Here is a 16,551-nt window from a genome sequence, read left to right on the forward strand (position 1 = left end):
GAGAGGGGAACAAACCGTCAGCATGCAAGCGGGCGCTGCACATAATTTTACGAGAGATCCCATGGAATGCACCGAACTGGTCGAACACACAGGCTATGAAGCGCGCAGCATCGTGCGGCACAAAAACTGCTTGGTGCAGCCGGCCACGGACAACGTGGCAGAAGAACTCCCGGTGGCGCTGGTGTACAACGGCATCTCGCACGCCGTGATGATGGCCACGCCGCTGGACCTGGAGGCGTTCGCGGTCGGCTTCTCGCTGACCGAGGGCATCGTCGGGCGCAATGCCGAGATCCACGACCTGGAAGTGCGCGTGCACCCGCACGGCGCCGAGGTGCAGATGGAGATCAGCGAGCACGCCTTTGCCACCATGCGGGCCCGCCGGCGCGCGCTGGCGGGGCGCACCGGCTGCGGCGTCTGCGGCATCGAGAGCATCGAGCTGCTCGACCTGGAGCCGGCGCGCATGCCCGAGCCGGCCACCCGGCTCACGCCGTCGCGCGAGATGATCGAGCGCGCGGTCGCGGCGCTGCCGTCGCACCAGCGGCTGATGCAGGCCACCGGGGGCGTCCACGCCGCGGCCTGGTGCGATGCGGGCGGCGAGATCCTGCATGTGTTCGAGGATGTGGGCCGCCACAACGGCCTGGACAAGCTGATCGGCCACCTGGCGATGCAGCGCGTGGCGATGGACGACGGCTTCGTGCTGCTGTCCAGCCGCGCCAGCTATGAACTGGTGCGCAAGGTGGCGCGCATGAATATCCAGATGCTGGCGACGATCTCGGCGCCGACCTCGCTGGCGATACGCGTCGCCGAGCAGGCCGGTCTGCGCCTGCTCAGCTTCTGCCGCCAGGATGGTTATGTCGACTATACCGGCGCCGCACTGGATGCCGCCCGCGGAGGCGCAGCATGCTGAACTTTGACGAGGCGCAGGCGGTCTTCGCGATGTGCGCGGAGCCCGTGCGGCAGACCGAAACCGTGTGGCTGGGCCTGCTGACCGGCCGCGTGCTGGCCGGCGACGTGGCCGCGGTCATGGATACGCCCGCGGCGGACCGCAGTGCCATGGACGGCTATGCGGTGCGCTGTGAAGACTGCCGCGCTGACGCCTGCCTGCCGCTGCAGCAGGTCGTCTACGCCGGCACGCAGCCGCAGCCGCTGTTGCCCGGCCAGGCCATCCGCATCTACACCGGCGGCGTGATTCCACCCGGCGCCGATGCCGTGGTCGCGCTGGAGGATGCCGAGGAAACCTATCGCGGCGTGGTCTGCGCGCGCGCACCCGTGGCGGGCCAGCATATCCGGCGCAAGGGCGAGGACGCCCGCCGGGGCGACCTGCTGCTGTCGGCGGGAACCCTGCTGCATGCGGGGCATATTGCCGCGCTGGCGTCGCAGGGACTGACGGAGGCCACGGTCTGCCGGCTGGTGGAGGTTGCCATCCTGACTTCGGGCGACGAGGTGGCGGCGCACGACGAGCCGCGCGACGTGTACCAGGTGCATGACGTCAATGGCCCGATGCTCGAGTCGCTGGTGCAGTCGATGGGCGCCGTGGTCAGTTGCCACCGCCACGTGCATGACGACGAGCGCGCCTTGCACGACATGCTGCGGGAACTTGCCGCCGACGCCGACCTGGTGCTGGTCACCGGCGGTGCCTCGGTCGGCCAGCGCGACCTGGTCGCGGCGGCGCTGGCTTCGGCAGGCGGCGAGCTGCTTTGCCGTGGCGTCAACATGAAGCCCGGCAAGCCGGTCACGGTGGGGCGCCTGCGCGGCAAGCCCGTAGTATGCCTGCCCGGCAATCCGGCGGCGGCCTATGCCACCTTCGCGCTGCTGGTGACGCCGCTGCTGCGCCGCCTGCAGGGGCGCGCGGAGCTGTTCCCGCCGGTAGGCCGGGTCAGGGCGGCGCTGGCGGGCAGCCGCCCGCACCGCGGCGATGCCTTCTGGCGCGTGGGCGAAATCGGCAACCTCGGCGGCCGCGAGAGCTTCGTGCAGGTCAATGCACAGCAGGGTGCCGCCTCGGTGTCGGCGCTCGGCCAGGCCAGCGGCTTTGTGCGGGTCGAACCCCAATGCGCCGGACAACTCCAAAATGTGCCCCTGCCGTACTATGATCTTCATCGTTGGCTCAGCTGACAGCAGCCCGGCGCAAGGGCCGGACCAGGCACCGGCCGGGCGCGAGGGACATGGGAAGGGGAGCGCAGCGTGAAACTATACGAAAAGCTGGCTGCGGACATAGAAGCATTGGTGCAGCAGGGGGTGCTGTTGCCCGGCGAGCGGATTCCCTCGGTGCGGCAGACCAGCCAGCACCACCGCATGAGCATCACCACGGTGATCCGGGCCTACGTCTTGCTGGAGAGCCGCGGCATCATCGAAAGCCGGCCGCAGTCCGGCTATTTCGTGCGCGCGCGGCCGGGCGAGCCGGTGGTCGAGCTGCGCCCGTCCAGGCCCAGTGCCAAGCCCTCGGCGGTGGATGTCAGCGCGCTGGTGCTTTCCACGCTGCGTTCGATCCGTTCCGATGATGCCGTGCCGCTCGGTTCGCCCTATCCGGACCCTTCGCTGTTTCCGTGGCAGCGCATCAACCAGTACGCCAACAATATCGCGCGCCGCTATGCCAAGTGGACCATGCTCGACGACCTGCCGCCCGGCAGCCCCGAGCTGATCCGGCAGATCTCGCGCCGCTACCTGGAGAACGGCTACGCCATCGATCCGAACGAGGTGATCGTCACCATCGGCGCGACCGAGGCCATCAACCTCTGCCTGCAGGCGGTGGCCAGGCCGGGCGATACCATCGCAGTGGAGTCGCCAACCTTCTACGCCATGCTCCATGCTATCGAGCGGCTGGGCATGCGCGCCATCGAGGTGGCGACCGATCCGGTGGAAGGCATCGACATCGGCGAGCTGGCGCGGCTGATCGATGAAAAGGGCGTGGCCGCCTGCATGGTGATGCCCAATTTCCAGAACCCGCTCGGCTTCCAGATGCCCGATGAGAAGAAGCGCGCGCTGGTGGCCATGCTGACCGAGAAGGACATCCCCGTCATCGAGAACGACGTCTACGGCGAGCTCTATTACGGCGAGGCCCATCCCAGTTCATTGAAGGCGTTTGACAAGGCCGGCATCGTGCTGCATTGCTCCTCGTTCTCCAAGACGCTGACCAATGCCTACCGGATCGGCTGGGCGCTGCCGGGCCGCTACCGCGAGGCGGTGGAACGGCTCAAGTTCCTCAACACGCTGACCACGCCCGCCATTCCGCAGCTGGCGATTGCCGAGTTCCTGAAGAACGACGGCTACGACTTCCACCTGCGGCGGGTGCGCAAGGCCTATGCGCAGCAGGCCAACATCATGGCCGCCGCGGTGCGCAGGTTCTTCCCGGACGGCACCACCCCGTCGCGCCCTGCGGGAGGCTATGTGCTGTGGGTGCAGCTGCCGGAGGGCATCGATGCGATGGAGATGTACCACGCCGCGCTGGAGCACCGCATCACCATCGCGCCCGGGCATATGTTTGCGCCCGGGGCCACTTACCGCCATTGCATCCGGCTGAACTACAGCGGGGAATGGTCGCCCGGAATCGAGTCCGCCGTGCAGACGCTGGGCAGGATCGCGCAGCACCTGCTGGCGCGCAGCCGGGAACCCGGCGAGGAAGAGCATGCAAGACGCTGATATCGATCCCGCCATGGTCGCGGCGCTCCAGGTCCTGTGGCAGGCTGGGCGCGAGGGCGGCGGCAGCCCCTGGTCGCTCGCCAAGATCGCGAAGCGGGCCCAGCTGCCAATGAGCGTGCTGCGGCGCGTGTTGACGCAACTGCAGGCCGCCGGACTGGCGGACGTGGCGATCGACGAGGAAGGCCGCGGTCACGCGAGCCTGACACCAGCCGGCGCGGAGCTTGCCGCGCAGGCTTTCCCGAATCCTGACTGAGTGGCCGAAAGCCGCGCCCGCGGCTCAGCCGCCGACCAGCGACATGCGCACCGTCGGGTACTGGCGCTTGCCGCTGGCCAGCCGGTCCGCGCGCAGCTCGGAGTAGCGGTCGCCGCGGGCCTGCCAGGCTTGCCGGACCGCGTCCGCAACGGCTTCATCGGGGCGCGCGGCACCCAGGTGCTGGCGCAGGTCGACAGAGCTGGTGGCGAACAGGCACAGGTAAAGCCGACCGTCGACCGAAACGCGTGCGCGGGTGCAATCGCCGCAGAACGGGTGCGAAACGCTGGAGATAAAACCCAGCTTCAGGCTGCCATCCGCCAGCAGGTAGTTGCTGGCGGTTTCGCCGTCGCGCCGGGTGACCGGCAGCAGCGCATGCGCGCGCTCGACCATGCCGCGGATCTCGTCGGACGGGACGACGCGTGACTGTGACCAGCCGCTCGGGCCTTCCACATCCATATATTCGATAAAGCGCAGCGTGACGTCGCTGCCACGGAAGTGCTCCACCAGCGGCAGCACCTGCGCGTCGTTGGTGCCGCGCTCGACCACGCAGTTGACCTTGACTGGTGCCAGGCCCGCCGCGATGGCCGCGTCGATGCCCTCCAGCACGCGCCCGACCGGGAAATCGACATCGTTCATGGCGCGGAAGATCTGGTCGTCCAGGCTGTCCAGGCTGACCGTGACCCGGCCCAGGCCTGCGTCGCGCAGCGAACGCGCCTTGCGGGCCAGCAGGCTGCCGTTGGTGGTCATGGCCACTTCCACCTGCCGGCCATCGAGGGTACGCATGGCCGCAATGCGTTCGACCAGCGACTCGATGCCCTTGCGCAGCAGCGGCTCGCCGCCGGTCAGGCGCACTTTCTCAACGCCCAGGCCGACAAAGGCGCGCACGATGCGCAGCAGTTCCGCATCGGACAGGCGCTGCTCAGGCGACAGGAACGGATAGTCGCGCCCGAAGCGCTCCTTGGGCATGCAGTAGGTGCAGCGGAAGTTGCACTGGTCGATCACCGAGAGCCGCAGGTCGCGCAGCGGACGGCCCAGCTGGTCCCGGCAGGCGGGTGATGCGTGGTCCGGCTCGGGCGCCTCAAGACTGCGGGCGGCGGGCATTTCTTGCACAAGCGCTGCTTGCATGGCGAATCTCCCGGGGGCAATGGGGTAGGGCATGGCGCATGCCATGCCCTCCATGGTAGGGACCGATCGCCGCCCGGCAGGCGTACAAATCGGCAGGAGCGGAAGCAGAACAGTTCCGGCGGGGCCGGTATGGCTGCGTCGGGGCGCCTCATTCGCGCGGCGCCCGGATGCGCACCGTCGCGGTCTGGCCGGCGATCAGGTGGACCCCGGCGGGTACCTGGTCCAGTGCGATTCGCACCGGTATGCGCTGGGCCAGGCGCACCCAGTTGAAGGTCGGGTTGACGCTGGGCAGCATGTTGGGCCCGATGGCGCGGTCCTGGTCCTCGATGCCGGGCGCAATGCTCTGCACATGTCCGCGCAAGGGAGTGCGCTGGCCCATGATATGCACTTCGGCGGCGCTGCCGACGCGGATCGCGGGCAGCTTGGTTTCCTCGAAATAGCCTTCCACGTACTGCGAGCCGCTGGCCACCACCGACAGGGCCGGCCTGCCGCGGGTGGCAAAGTCGCCGACGCGCGGCAGGCGGTCGCTGGCATGGCCGTCGACCGGGCTGGTCACGCGGCAGCGGGCCAGGTTGAGCCTGGCCACGTCCACCGCGGCATCGGCTTCGTCGATGCGCGCCTGCGCGGCGGCCACGGCGGCCGCGTTCGCCGCCTGGCGCCGGCCCAGTGCCAGCGCGGCGCGCGCCGACGCGGCCTCGGCCTGGGCCTGTTTCAGGGCCAGGCTGAAGCGCTCCTGGTCCACCACGAACAGGACCTGGCCGCGTTGCACCCGGGCGTTGTCGCCGACGAGCACGGCAGTGACCAGGCCGGACACGTCCGGCGCGACCTGGATCACTTCTGCGCGCACATGGCCGTCGCGGGTCCAGGGCGCCTCGGTGTAGTACTGCCACAAATGCCAGGCGGTCAGCGCCGCGGCGACCACGGCCGCCAGGGTCACCGCAACGGGGCCGAGCAGCGAAAGCTTGCGAATCATGATGGGGCCTGCCAGAGGAGCGCGACGAGCGCGCCCAGTACAAGGATATAGAGCGAGAAGTTGAACAAGGACCGGTGCCAGACGATGCGGTAGAAGCCGATCCGGGCGAGCACGGCGCGCACGCCGGCGGTCACCGCGAACGCGGCCAGCATCCACACCACGGTGGCCGGCACGAAGACGCCGTACAGGTCGAACTCAGTGGCGTGCATGGGGCTCTCCTTCGGTAGGCGGATACAGGGCCAGCCGCAGGGTGGCCAGTACCGCCAGCGCCGTGCGGGGGCTGCCGTGCGCCGACGAGGCCAGCGCCGCGAAGGCCGCGTCGATCTGCGCCGCCAGTGCCGGAGCGGGCGGGCTGGCATGGCCGGCGCGCGCGCACTGGCGGTAGTGGCGTGCCACGCCGGCCAGCACGCGCTCCACGGCACGGCGGTGCGGCGCAGGCACGCCAGCGGGGGCGCGCCGCAGCGCGAGCGCGGCGGATTCGACCAGGAAGTCGGCAACGGCGCTGCCGGCGTGCCTGCCGCTGGCATTGTTGCGGCGGGTCAATGGCGGCCACTGGCGCAGCAGCCGGTCCAGCATGCGGCCGCGCAGCCGCGCGCTGTTGACCGGCGCGCGCGGGTGCGCCGCCAGCGCGATCTCGTTCCAGTTGGCCCGGGCCAGCCGGTAGGCCACCAGCTGCTGGCCGAAGGGCTGCATCAGGACCGCCCACAAGGCCGCGAACACCAGCGCCGCCAGGCTTGCCAGGCTGCTGTTGAAAATGCCGGCGAAACTTGCCGCGGTCAGGTGCTGCGGGCCCGGGAACGATGCCGCCGTGACCGCCAGCAACACGCCGAACAGCGCATTGCGCGGCTGCGTGGTCATGGCGCCGATGACCAGGTAGGGGCCGCACAGCAGGGCGGCCAGCGAGCCAAAGTCATGGGCCAGCTGCAGCACCACGAACTGGTAGTACCAGGACAGCAACGCACAGCCGATGCTCCACGCGATCACCCGGCCGGCCATCAGCCGCGGCTCCGCGGTGGTGGCGATAAAGCAGCTGGCAAGCGCGGCCAGGCCGACCGGGACGGCGCCATCGACCCACCCCGACACCATCCACAGCAGGCCCGCGACGAAGGTGGCCGAGCCGGCGGTGGCGCCGCGGAACAACAGTTGCGCGTGGTCATGGTGCCGCGCCTGCCCGGCGGGTTCCACGCGGTAGCGCAGCGCGGTGGGCTCGCTCCCGCCCTGGCGCAGGCTGGCCTGCAGCAGGCGGCAGTCTTGCCAGAGGTCGCCCAGTTCGTCCAGGTAGGTGCAGGTCGCCGCGACCAGCCGTGCATGCCAGTCCGCGGGTGCGGCGGGCGTGGTGCCTGCCGGGTACCAGGAAGGCGGCGGCCGGGACGCGCAGGCGTCGCCGGCGATCCAGGCCAGCGTGGCGCGCATGCGCTGCGCGACGGTGTCAGGCATGCCCGCCGGATGCCGGTGCAAGGCGCCGGCGGCATCGGCCAGCGCCAGCACCAGCGGCAGCAGGGCCGTCATGCGCTGGTGCAGGGCACGTGCGCGCCGCAGGGTCAGGGCGCCGTCGGCTTCATAGGTCAGCTGCGCCAGCTGGGTTTCCATTGCCAGGATATCGGCGGCCAGCAGGCTGAAGCTGTCATGGCGCTGGCCCGCGCTGGCGCCGGCGGCCAGCACGTCGGTGATCCAGCGCGAGGCGTGGTCCAGCCACGCCGACGCGCGCGCGGCCAGCGCCGGCGTGGTGCGCGAGGGAAACACCACCGCGCTGACCACGCTGGCGCAGACGATGCCGATGACGATTTCCTCGATGCGGGTGAGGGCCACGTCGAAGACCGTGGCCGGGTTGGTGACCGTCGGCAGCGCCACGATCGGCAGCGTATAGGCGGCCAGCAGGCAGATGTAGTTGCGCGGCGCCGGCTCCAGCAAGGACAGGTAGAGCAGGGTGCCGGTCCAGCACGCGATCGCGGCCATCAGCAGCACCGGCTCGTCGACCAGCCAGGGCACCAGCGCCACCGCGCACACCGCGCCCAGCAGCGTGCCGAAGACGCGGTAGGTGCCCTTGGCATAGGTGGCGCCGGCCAGCGGGCTGGACACCAGGTAGACGGTGGCCATGGCCCAGTAGGGCCGCGGCAGCCCGAGCGCCAGCGCCACGTAGAGCGCCAGCATTGCCGCGCCGAACACCTTCAGCGAATGCAGCCAGGGTGCAAGGTCGGGGCGTCCCGCCCAGGCTGCCGCGAGCGTGTCGAACACGCCGGCGGTGCGCGCGGGCAGCGCGGGACGGGAGAGCGGGCCAGAGGACGGCATGGCTTCAGTTGGCAAGCCCGGCTGCCCGCATCAGCAGCTTCATCAGGCTGGCGCAGACGAAGACGGTGCCGACCCCCGCCAGCCACAGCGCCAGCAGCCAGCCCAGGCGGGCCGCCAGCCGCGATTGCGGGATCCTGGCCATCAGTGGTACCCCTCCCCGCGCTTGACCTTGCCGCGGAACACGTAATAGGACCAGGAGGTGTAGGCCAGGATGATCGGCACGATGAACAGGGTGCCGACCAGCGCGAAGCCCTGGCTTTGCGGGGGCGACGACGCATCGAAGATCGAGATAGACGGCGGGATGATATTGGGCCAGATGCTGATGGCAAGCCCGGTATAGCCCATGAAGATCATCAGCAGCGCGTACAGGAACGGCGACACGTTCGGGTGCTTGCGCAGGGACCGGTAGATGCCGAAGGCCGAGAACAGCACCAGCAGCGGCACCGGCAGGAAGAAGAACAGGTTGGGCAGCGCGAACCAGCGTTGCGCGATCTCCGGATGGGTCAGCGGCGTCCACACGCTCACCGCGGCGACCATTGCCAGCATCACGCCGGTCAGCACGTTGGTCACGCGCAGCATGGTCCATTGCAGGCGGCCCTCGGTCTTCATGATGAGCCAGGTGACCCCGAGGAAGGCATAGGTGATCACCACGCCCACGCCGCAGAAGACCGGGAACGGCGCCAGCCAGTCGAGCGCGCCGCCGGTGAAGGTGGCGCCTTCCATGGCGATGCCGTCGATATAGGCGCCCAGTGTCACGCCCTGGAAGAAGGCGGCGAGCACCGATCCCCACGTGAACGCGGCATCCCAGTAAGGGCGGCTGCGGTCGCTGGCCTTGAAGCGGAATTCAAAGGCCACGCCGCGGAAGATCAGCCCCATCAGCATGAACATCAGCGGCAGGTAGAAGGCGCTGAGCAGCACCGAGTAGGCCAGCGGGAAGGCGCCCAGCAGCGCCGCGCCGCCCAGCACCAGCCAGGTTTCGTTGCCGTCCCAGACCGGGGCCACCGTGTTCATCATGACGTCGCGGTCATGACGGTCGCCGACGAAGGGAAAGAGAATGCCGATGCCAAGATCGAATCCGTCCATGATGACGTACATCATCACACCGAAGAAGATCAGGGCGGCCCAGATAACGGGAAGGTTGATACCCATGTTGATCACCTGTTCAGGATTCGCGCTGGCCGTGCGGGGCCATCGGGTTGGGTGTGGAAGCCGCGGCGATGGCGGCGGGGACGACGCTGCCGGGGCCGTAGGACGGCTCTTCGTGCGGGTGCGCGTCGGGGGCGGGGCCGGCGCTGGCCAGCTTGAGCATGTAGCGGATGCCCACGCCGAAGCAGACGAAGTAGATCACCACGAACAGTGCCAGCGACAGCGCCACCGGGCCGGCCGCATGCGCGGAAACGGCATCATGGGTACGCAGCAGTCCATAGACCACCCACGGCTGGCGGCCGATCTCGGTGGTCATCCAGCCGGCCAGCAGCGCGACCAGGCCGGCGGGGCCCATCACCACCGCGAGGCGCAGGAAGGCCTTGGACCGGTACAGCGCGCCGTTGCGGCGCAGCACCCAGCCCAGCAGGCCGAACAGGATCATCGCCACCCCCAGGCCAACCATGATGCGGAAGGTGAAGAACAGCACTGTGGCATTGGGGCGGTCTTCCCTGGGGAAGTCCTTCAGGCCACGGATCTGGCCGTCAAGGCTGTGCGTGAGGATCAGGCTGCCCAGGCGCGGAATCTCGATGGCGTAGCGGGTTTCCTCGCGTTCCATGTCGGGGATGCCGAAGACGATCAGCGGGAAGCCGCCCTTGTCATCCTTGGCCGCGGTGTTCCAGTGCCCCTCCATCGCAGCGATCTTGGCGGGCTGGTGCTCCAGCGTGTTCAGGCCGTGGGCGTCGCCCACCACCGCCTGGATCGGCGCCGCGATCAGCACCATCCACAGCGCCATCGACAGCATCTTGCGGGCGGCGGGCACGGCGCGGTCATGCAGCAGCTGCCAGGCCGAGGATGCCGCCACGAACAGTGCCGTCGACAGCAGCGCGGCGATCACCATGTGCGCCAGGCGGTAGGGGAACGACGGGTTGAAGATTACCTCGAGCCAGTCGGTCGGCACCACCTTGCCGGCAACGATGACGTAGCCGGCCGGCGTATGCATCCAGCTGTTCGATGCCAGGATCCAGGTGGAGGAAATCATGGTGCCGAGCGCCACCATCACCGTCGAGAAGAAGTGCAGCCCTGGCCCGACCCGGTTCCAGCCGAACAGCATCACGCCCAGGAAGCCCGCTTCCAGGAAGAAGGCGGTCAGCACCTCGTAGGTCAGCAGCGGTCCGGTGACGCTCCCCGCAAACTGCGAGAAGCCGGACCAGTTGGTGCCGAACTCATAGGCCATGACCAGGCCGGAAACGACCCCCATGCCGAAGTTCAACGCGAAGATCTTGATCCAGAACTGGTACAGGGTCCTGTACACCGTGTCCTTGGTGTAGAGCCAGCGTGCTTCCAGGAACGCCAGGAAACATGCCAGCCCGATCGTGATGGCGGGAAATAATATGTGGAAGGAAACCGTGAATCCGAACTGGATTCGAGCGAGTTCCAGGGCTGTGAGTCCGTACATCGATGTGCTCTCCGTGGGGTGGCCGCCGGCACGACGGCGTGTCGCGCGAGACTGTGTCCGGTCCCGCAACGACGCATGGCGGGCAACTGGGCGATTTCATATCGGGTCAATTGCGGGACAGGACACCATGGACAAGCGTAAGGACTACAGCCTGCCCGCTAGGGATACAGTTCTTGCGGAACCGTTCAAGCTCAGTTCTTCAGGCCGGAAGCAGCGCTTGCCAGGCACTTCGCGCCACCGGTACAGATGACGCGATTGCGCGGGATCACAGTCATGCGACAGGATCCCGCGGCACCAGTCAGGAGGCTCTCGGGTGTGCGCTGCGAAGATGGATCAGGACGCAGCGGACGGCCGGCGCGAGCGCTCAGCTGAACAGCTTCATGGCCTTGCCGAGGGTCGACCAGATCCCCGCGCCCAGCGGGATCAGCACGTATGCCCAGAACGCGAGCAGCAGCAGCGTCTTGCCGAAAGTACGGTCGTCTTGCACGGTGGTGTCTCCTGTGTATTGGTATCGGAAGCCGGGGTGGCGCTCAGGCTGCGCTGGTGGCTTCGCGCAGGTGGTGGCGCTCATGCACCGGCCGGATCAGCAGGTTGCAGACGAACCCCGCCACCAGCAGGCCGGCCATGATGTGCAGGGTGTCGACATAGACCTCTGACCTGGGCACACCCATGGCCAGCTTGTGCTCGCGGATGTAGTTGACCAGCGCCGGGCCGGCAATGCCGGCGGCGGCCCAGGCGGTCAGCAGGCGGCCATGGATGCCGCCGACGTAGGCCGTGCCGAACATGTCCGCCAGGTAGGCGGGAATGGTGCTGAAGCCGCCGCCATACATGGTCAGGATCAGGAAGTAGCAGACCACGAACAGGGCCACGTTGCCGGACGAGCCGACGGCCGGCACCGCCATGTACAACGCGGCGCCGAAGGCGAAGAAGATGGCATAGGTGATCTTGCGGCCGAAGTAGTCGCTGGCGGAGCTCCACAGGAAGCGCCCCGTCATGTTGCCGATGCTGAGCAGGCCGACGAAGCCGGCGGCGGCTGCCGCAGTGATGCTGCCCTTGAAGGTTTCCTGGATCATCACCGCAGCCTGGCCCAGCACGCCGATGCCGGCGGTGATGTTCAGGAACAGGATCACCCACAGCAGGTAGAATTGCGGCGTCTTCAGCGCCTGGTCGATGTGCACGTTGGCGTGCGTGACCATCTTGCGGGCCTTGGTGGTGGGTACGTAGCCCGGGGGCGCCCAGCCCGGGGCCGGGATGCGGATGGCCAGCGCCCCGATCGACATCGAGATGAAGTAGATCACGCCCATCACCAGGAAGGTCTGAGCCACGCCCGCGCTGGTCGCGCTCTTGAAGTAGTTCATCAGCGCGACCGACAGCGGCGCGCCGATCATCGCGCCGCCGCCGAAGCCCATGATCGCCATGCCGGTGGCCATGCCGCGGCGGTCGGGAAACCAGCGGATCAGCGTGGACACCGGCGACACGTAGCCCAGCCCCAGCCCGATCCCGCCCAGCACGCCGTAGCCCAGGTACAGCAGCCAGATCTGGTGCAGCCAGATGCCCAGCGCCGAAACCAGGAAGCCGCCGCCGAAGCAGCACGCGGCCGTGAACATGGTGCGCCGCGGCCCGACCTTCTCCAGCCACTTGCCGGCAAAGGCGGCAGAGATGCCGAGGAAGAAGATCGCCAGCGAGAACACCCAGCCCAGCGTGGTCAGTTGCCAGTCGCCTGGCGCGGACTGCGTGACGCCGAGGATCCGCGTCAGCGGCTCGTTGAAGACCGAGAACGCATAGGCCTGGCCAATGCACAGGTGCACCGCCAGCGCGGCCGGCGGTACCATCCAGCGGTTGAAGCCGGGGCGGGCGATGATGGCCTCCTTGGAGAAGGCCGACGGGCGTGATGCTGGCCGGGACGGCGACGCGTGCTGGGACTTCTGCGAGGGCGTTTGCGCTTGCGCGGGGTATGACATGAAGGTGTCTCCTACCTGGAAGTGGCAGCCTCTTTTTTGCGCGTGATGCGACGGGCTGGAGTGCGTGGTTCAGCAAAAGCCATGCCCAAGGCGCAATCCCTTTGTCGTCAATGGATTGCGTCGCGCGGCCCCGCGCGCCGGGGCGCAGCCTTGGACAAAATGTCCGGACGGAGGCCCCTTGCCCGCGCCAAAATGTCCATGTGCGGCGGCCGGCTCGGTTTAATTCCCAATACAGCCGGGTAGCCGACTGTCGCTAGACTCTTCCCTTGCCCCGCAACAACTAAAGTGATGAGCGAAAGACAAAGCAACCCGCCCGATGCCGACAACTGGCAGCGTCGCACGATCCTGGTGGTGGACGACGAGGCCGGCATGCGTTCGTTCCTGTCGCGCGCGCTCGAAGGCAAGGTGGGCAGCGTGGTGACGGCCGACAGCGCCGAAGCGGGTGCCGCGCTGCTGGAGCAACGGCATTTCGACCTGATCCTGCTCGATGTGGCGCTGCCCGGTGCCAGCGGGATGGAGTGGCTCAAGGCACTGCGCGCGGCCGGCAACCCCGCCGACGTGATCCTGATGACGGCCTTCGCCGACATGGACACGGCGATTGCCGCGCTGCGCTCGGGCGCCGCAGACTTCATCGTCAAGCCGTTCCGGGTCGACCAGATGCTCAATGCGATCCGGCGCTGCTTCGACCGGACCCGGCTCACGCGCGAGAACTACCTGCTGCGCCGCGAGCTGGACAAGTACACCATCCACAAGCACTTCATCGGCGAGTCCGAAGCGATGAAGAAGGTCATGGCGCTGGTGGCACGGGTGGCACCGATGCCATCGACGGTACTGGTGACGGGCGAGTCCGGCACCGGCAAGGAAGTGGTGGCGCGCGAGCTGCATCGCCTGAGCGGACGGCAGGGCCAGTTCGTGCCGCTCAACTGCGGCGCGATGGCGCCCGAGATCATCGAAAGCGAATTGTTCGGCCACGCCAAGGGGGCCTTCACCGGCGCGGCCGGCGGGCGCCATGGCCTGTTTCTCTATGCCGACGGCGGCACGCTGTTCCTGGACGAGATCTCGGAGCTGCCGCTGCCGATGCAGGCCAAGCTGTTGCGGGTGATCGAGGACCGGCGCATCCGGCCGCTCGGCACCGAGCGCGAGATTGCCGTGGATGTGCGCATCGTCGCGGCCTGCAACCGCAACCTGGCCAACGAGGTCGCCGCCGGGCGCTTCCGCCAGGACCTGTTCTACCGGCTCGATGTCGTGTCCGTAGCCATCCCGCCGTTGCGCACGCGGCCGGAAGACATCGTGCCGCTGGCCGAGCATTTCTCGGAGCAGCTGTCGGCCCAGCTCGGGCTGCCGGCGGTGCCGCTGTCGCCCTCATTGATCCGGGTGCTCAAGGGCTACGACTGGCCAGGCAATGCGCGCGAACTGCGCAACCTGGTGGAGCGGGCGCTGATCCTTGGCGAATACCCGGTCGAGCTGCTCGCGCACCAGGCCGATCCGGCTCAAGCCAACCTTCCGGAGGAAGAGCGCGAGGATGCAGCCATGCCGGCCGACGACGGCACGCTGCTGGAGTCGGTGGAGCGGCGGCACATCCTGCAGGTGCTGGCGGCCGAGGGCGGCAACCGGGTGGAAGCGGCGCGCCGGCTTGGCATCTCGCGCCGCACGCTGGACCGCAAATGCCTGCAGTGGGGCCTGCGTCCTTGAGCCCGGCTGCGCTGCTGCGCCACTATCGCGCCTCGCTGCGGGCCAAGCTCGTATCCATCGTGGTCGCGCCCCTGCTGGTGGCGCTGCTGGCACTGCTGCTGATCATGGGGTTGTGGGGCAATCGCGCGTTCCAGGCCTTGCTTGCCTACAAGGTCAACAGCGACTTGCTGGTCGCCCACGAGTATTTCGAGCATATGGTGGGCGGCGTGGGCGACCGTGTCCTGCAGGAGGCGAGGTCATATGCGCTGGTGGACGGACTTCGCCGCGGCGGCGCCATGCCCGGGATCCTGGCTGACGCGCGGCGCACGCATGGGCTCGATTTCCTGCAGTTGCTCGATCCGCAAGGGCGGCTGCTTGCCGCTGCGCCTGCCGGTGCGGCAGGGGCGGACTACGCAGCCTGGCGCGTGGTGGCCAGCGCCGCCGCCGGCCGCACGGACGCCGCCACCGACGTATGGTCTGCCACGCAACTGGCCGCGGTTTCCGGCGAGCTTGCCCGACGCGCACAGGTGGCGCTACGCCCCACCGCCAACGCAGCGCCGACCGACAGGACCCAGGAAAGCCGCGGCATGGTGATGCACGCAGCCGCACCGGTATTTGACCAGGCGGGAACGCTGGTGGCGATCCTGCATGGCGGCACGCTGCTGAACCACAACCTCGGCTTCATCGACACGATCAACGCGCTGGTCTACCAGCCGGAATCGCTGCCTCGTGGCAGCGAGGGCACGGCGACCCTGTTTCTGGACGACACGCGCATTGCCACCAACGTTCGGCTGTTCCATGGCGAGCGCGCCCTGGGAACGCGGGTCTCCCGCGAGGTGCGCGACAAGGTGCTGCTGCGCGGCGAGAAATGGCTGGACCTGGCGTTCGTGGTCAGCGACTGGTACATGAGCGCCTATGAGCCGATCGTGGACAGCCGCGGCGAGCGGATCGGCATGCTCTATGTTGGCTATCTTGCCAGGCCCATCGGCCAGGTGAAGAACCTGGCTTTTGGGGTCCTGGTGGGCCTGTTCCTGCTGCTGGGCGTGGCGGGGTCGTTATTGGCCTTGTTCTGGGCCAGGCGCGTGTTCGCGCCGATGGCGCGGATGGTCGGCACCATGCAGGCGCTGAAGGCGGGCGACGCCGATGCGCGCGTGGGCCCGGTGCGCAGCGAAGACGAGCTCGGCCAGCTCGCCAGCCAGTTCGACCAGCTGCTGTCGGCCCTGCGGCAGCGCAATGACCAGCTCAGGGACTGGGCGGACTCGCTCGATCGCAAGGTGGCCGAGCGCACGCGCGAGCTGGAGGACGCAAACGCCGAGCTGCGTGCCACCCGGCAGCAGCTGATCACGTCGGAGAAGCTCGTCGTCGCAGGGCAACTTACAGCGGGCGTGGCACATGAGATCAACAATCCGATCGCGGTCATCCAGGGCAACCTGGACGTGGCGCGCGAGATTCTTGGCCCGGCTGCCGAGCCAGTCCGGCACGAGCTGAGGCTGATCGACGAGCAGGTGCGGCGTATCCACCTGCTGACCAACCGGCTGCTGCAGTTTGTCCGGCCAGAGGCCTACGCGGGCAATATGGAGCGCCTGGATGCGGGCGAGGTGGCGGCTGGCTGCGTCGACCTGGTCCAGCACATGCTGAAGGGCGCGTCGATCCGGGTCGAGCTGGACTGCCTGGCCACGCGGCAGGTGCGCATCAGCCGCAGCGAGCTGCAGCAGGTGGTGGTCAACCTGCTGACCAATGCCATCCACGCCATGCCCGAGGGCGGCACGCTCACGCTCGGCACGCGCGACTGGGACGGGCAGGGCGTGACGCTGCATGTGCGCGACACCGGGCACGGCATCCGGGAAGAAGACGTGCCCAACCTGTTCAATCCGTTCTTCACGACCAAGAAGCAGATGGGGACGGGCCTCGGGCTTTCCATCAGCTATGCGCTGGTGGAGCGCTACGGCGGCCGCATTACCGTGGAGAGCGCGGTGGGACAGGGGGCGGAGTTTATTGTCTGGCTGCGCGAGGACGGGGCGGCCCCGGCGCAGGCGGGGGC

The 16,551-nt window shown here is 68.4% G+C and carries 15 protein-coding genes; 6 read left to right on the top strand and 9 right to left on the bottom strand.

Going from position 1 to position 16,551, the window contains the following annotated elements; translation table 11 throughout:
- Positions 1 to 61: 61 nt before the first annotated feature.
- The 4 genes from fdhD (at position 62) to AC3WRR_RS03560 (ending at position 3,889) form a co-directional block, all read left to right on the top strand.
- Positions 62 to 907, top strand: coding sequence for a formate dehydrogenase accessory sulfurtransferase FdhD (gene fdhD / locus AC3WRR_RS03545; RefSeq protein ID WP_492296249.1), 846 nt, complete (start codon positions 62 to 64; stop codon positions 905 to 907).
- Complete coding sequence (locus tag AC3WRR_RS03550) at positions 901 to 2,112, top strand: molybdopterin molybdotransferase MoeA (RefSeq protein ID WP_492296250.1); 1,212 nt, start codon at positions 901 to 903, stop codon at positions 2,110 to 2,112. Before fdhD ends, AC3WRR_RS03550 begins: the two co-directional genes overlap by 7 nt.
- Before the next feature lie 69 nt (positions 2,113 to 2,181).
- Positions 2,182 to 3,636, top strand: a complete 1,455-nt coding sequence (locus AC3WRR_RS03555; RefSeq protein WP_011617257.1) for an aminotransferase-like domain-containing protein — start codon at positions 2,182 to 2,184, stop codon at positions 3,634 to 3,636.
- Positions 3,623 to 3,889: a helix-turn-helix domain-containing protein gene (locus AC3WRR_RS03560; protein ID WP_010814452.1), complete on the top strand. Its 267-nt coding sequence runs from the start codon at positions 3,623 to 3,625 to the stop codon at positions 3,887 to 3,889. Before AC3WRR_RS03555 ends, AC3WRR_RS03560 begins: the two co-directional genes overlap by 14 nt.
- A gap of 24 nt (positions 3,890 to 3,913) precedes the next feature.
- Here the strand turns inward: AC3WRR_RS03560 and moaA are convergent, their stop codons facing one another.
- From moaA to AC3WRR_RS03605, 9 genes are all read right to left on the bottom strand, one after another.
- Entirely contained in the window at positions 3,914 to 5,014 is a 1,101-nt protein-coding gene (gene moaA, locus AC3WRR_RS03565) for a GTP 3',8-cyclase MoaA (RefSeq protein ID WP_041688108.1), read from the bottom strand.
- Positions 5,015 to 5,162: 148 nt separating this feature from the next.
- Positions 5,163 to 5,987, bottom strand: a complete 825-nt coding sequence (locus AC3WRR_RS03570) for an HlyD family secretion protein (protein WP_058696775.1) — start codon at positions 5,985 to 5,987, stop codon at positions 5,163 to 5,165.
- On the bottom strand, positions 5,984 to 6,196 hold the full coding sequence (locus AC3WRR_RS03575; protein ID WP_010814449.1) for a DUF1656 domain-containing protein: 213 nt from the start codon (positions 6,194 to 6,196) through the stop codon (positions 5,984 to 5,986). Before AC3WRR_RS03575 ends, AC3WRR_RS03570 begins: the two co-directional genes overlap by 4 nt.
- Complete coding sequence (locus tag AC3WRR_RS03580) at positions 6,183 to 8,276, bottom strand: FUSC family protein (RefSeq protein ID WP_492296265.1); 2,094 nt, start codon at positions 8,274 to 8,276, stop codon at positions 6,183 to 6,185. The genes AC3WRR_RS03575 and AC3WRR_RS03580 overlap by 14 nt, the downstream gene beginning before the upstream one ends.
- A 4-nt stretch (positions 8,277 to 8,280) precedes the next feature.
- Positions 8,281 to 8,418, bottom strand: a complete 138-nt coding sequence (locus AC3WRR_RS03585) for a DUF2474 family protein (RefSeq protein ID WP_010809252.1) — start codon at positions 8,416 to 8,418, stop codon at positions 8,281 to 8,283.
- Positions 8,418 to 9,425, bottom strand: a complete 1,008-nt coding sequence (cydB, locus tag AC3WRR_RS03590) for a cytochrome d ubiquinol oxidase subunit II (RefSeq protein ID WP_010809253.1) — start codon at positions 9,423 to 9,425, stop codon at positions 8,418 to 8,420. The genes AC3WRR_RS03585 and cydB overlap by 1 nt, the downstream gene beginning before the upstream one ends.
- Before the next feature lie 13 nt (positions 9,426 to 9,438).
- Positions 9,439 to 10,878, bottom strand: coding sequence for a cytochrome ubiquinol oxidase subunit I (locus tag AC3WRR_RS03595; protein WP_010809254.1), 1,440 nt, complete (start codon positions 10,876 to 10,878; stop codon positions 9,439 to 9,441).
- 364 nt (positions 10,879 to 11,242) lie between these two features.
- Entirely contained in the window at positions 11,243 to 11,365 is a 123-nt protein-coding gene (locus tag AC3WRR_RS03600; protein ID WP_010809255.1) for an MFS transporter small subunit, read from the bottom strand.
- Positions 11,366 to 11,408: 43 nt separating this feature from the next.
- Complete coding sequence (locus AC3WRR_RS03605; RefSeq protein WP_010809256.1) at positions 11,409 to 12,839, bottom strand: L-lactate MFS transporter; 1,431 nt, start codon at positions 12,837 to 12,839, stop codon at positions 11,409 to 11,411.
- A gap of 288 nt (positions 12,840 to 13,127) precedes the next feature.
- Here AC3WRR_RS03605 and AC3WRR_RS03610 point away from each other — a divergent pair, with 288 nt between their 5' ends.
- Complete coding sequence (locus tag AC3WRR_RS03610) at positions 13,128 to 14,531, top strand: sigma-54-dependent transcriptional regulator (RefSeq protein WP_010809257.1); 1,404 nt, start codon at positions 13,128 to 13,130, stop codon at positions 14,529 to 14,531.
- On the top strand, positions 14,504 to 16,551 hold a 2,048-nt coding region (locus tag AC3WRR_RS03615; protein ID WP_492296253.1), incomplete at its 3' end, for a sensor histidine kinase. The genes AC3WRR_RS03610 and AC3WRR_RS03615, both read left to right, overlap by 28 nt.

Source organism: Cupriavidus sp. FW305-3-2-15-C-LB2, assembly GCF_058787575.1.

Excerpts from the sequence above, each read along its gene's own strand:
- AC3WRR_RS03570 (WP_058696775.1), bottom strand. The coding sequence starts at position 5,987 with ATGATTCGCAAGCTTTCGCTGCTCGGCCCCGTTGCGGTGACCCTGGCG.
- fdhD (WP_492296249.1), top strand. The coding sequence starts at position 62 with ATGGAATGCACCGAACTGGTCGAACACACAGGCTATGAAGCGCGCAGC.
- AC3WRR_RS03580 (WP_492296265.1), bottom strand. The coding sequence starts at position 8,276 with ATGCCGTCCTCTGGCCCGCTCTCCCGTCCCGCGCTGCCCGCGCGCACC.
- AC3WRR_RS03550 (WP_492296250.1), top strand. The coding sequence starts at position 901 with ATGCTGAACTTTGACGAGGCGCAGGCGGTCTTCGCGATGTGCGCGGAG.
- AC3WRR_RS03605 (WP_010809256.1), bottom strand. The coding sequence starts at position 12,839 with ATGTCATACCCCGCGCAAGCGCAAACGCCCTCGCAGAAGTCCCAGCAC.
- AC3WRR_RS03560 (WP_010814452.1), top strand. The coding sequence starts at position 3,623 with ATGCAAGACGCTGATATCGATCCCGCCATGGTCGCGGCGCTCCAGGTC.
- AC3WRR_RS03610 (WP_010809257.1), top strand. The coding sequence starts at position 13,128 with ATGAGCGAAAGACAAAGCAACCCGCCCGATGCCGACAACTGGCAGCGT.
- AC3WRR_RS03595 (WP_010809254.1), bottom strand. The coding sequence starts at position 10,878 with ATGTACGGACTCACAGCCCTGGAACTCGCTCGAATCCAGTTCGGATTC.
- moaA (WP_041688108.1), bottom strand. The coding sequence starts at position 5,014 with ATGCAAGCAGCGCTTGTGCAAGAAATGCCCGCCGCCCGCAGTCTTGAG.
- AC3WRR_RS03585 (WP_010809252.1), bottom strand. The coding sequence starts at position 8,418 with ATGGCCAGGATCCCGCAATCGCGGCTGGCGGCCCGCCTGGGCTGGCTG.
- AC3WRR_RS03575 (WP_010814449.1), bottom strand. The coding sequence starts at position 6,196 with ATGCACGCCACTGAGTTCGACCTGTACGGCGTCTTCGTGCCGGCCACC.
- cydB (WP_010809253.1), bottom strand. The coding sequence starts at position 9,425 with ATGGGTATCAACCTTCCCGTTATCTGGGCCGCCCTGATCTTCTTCGGT.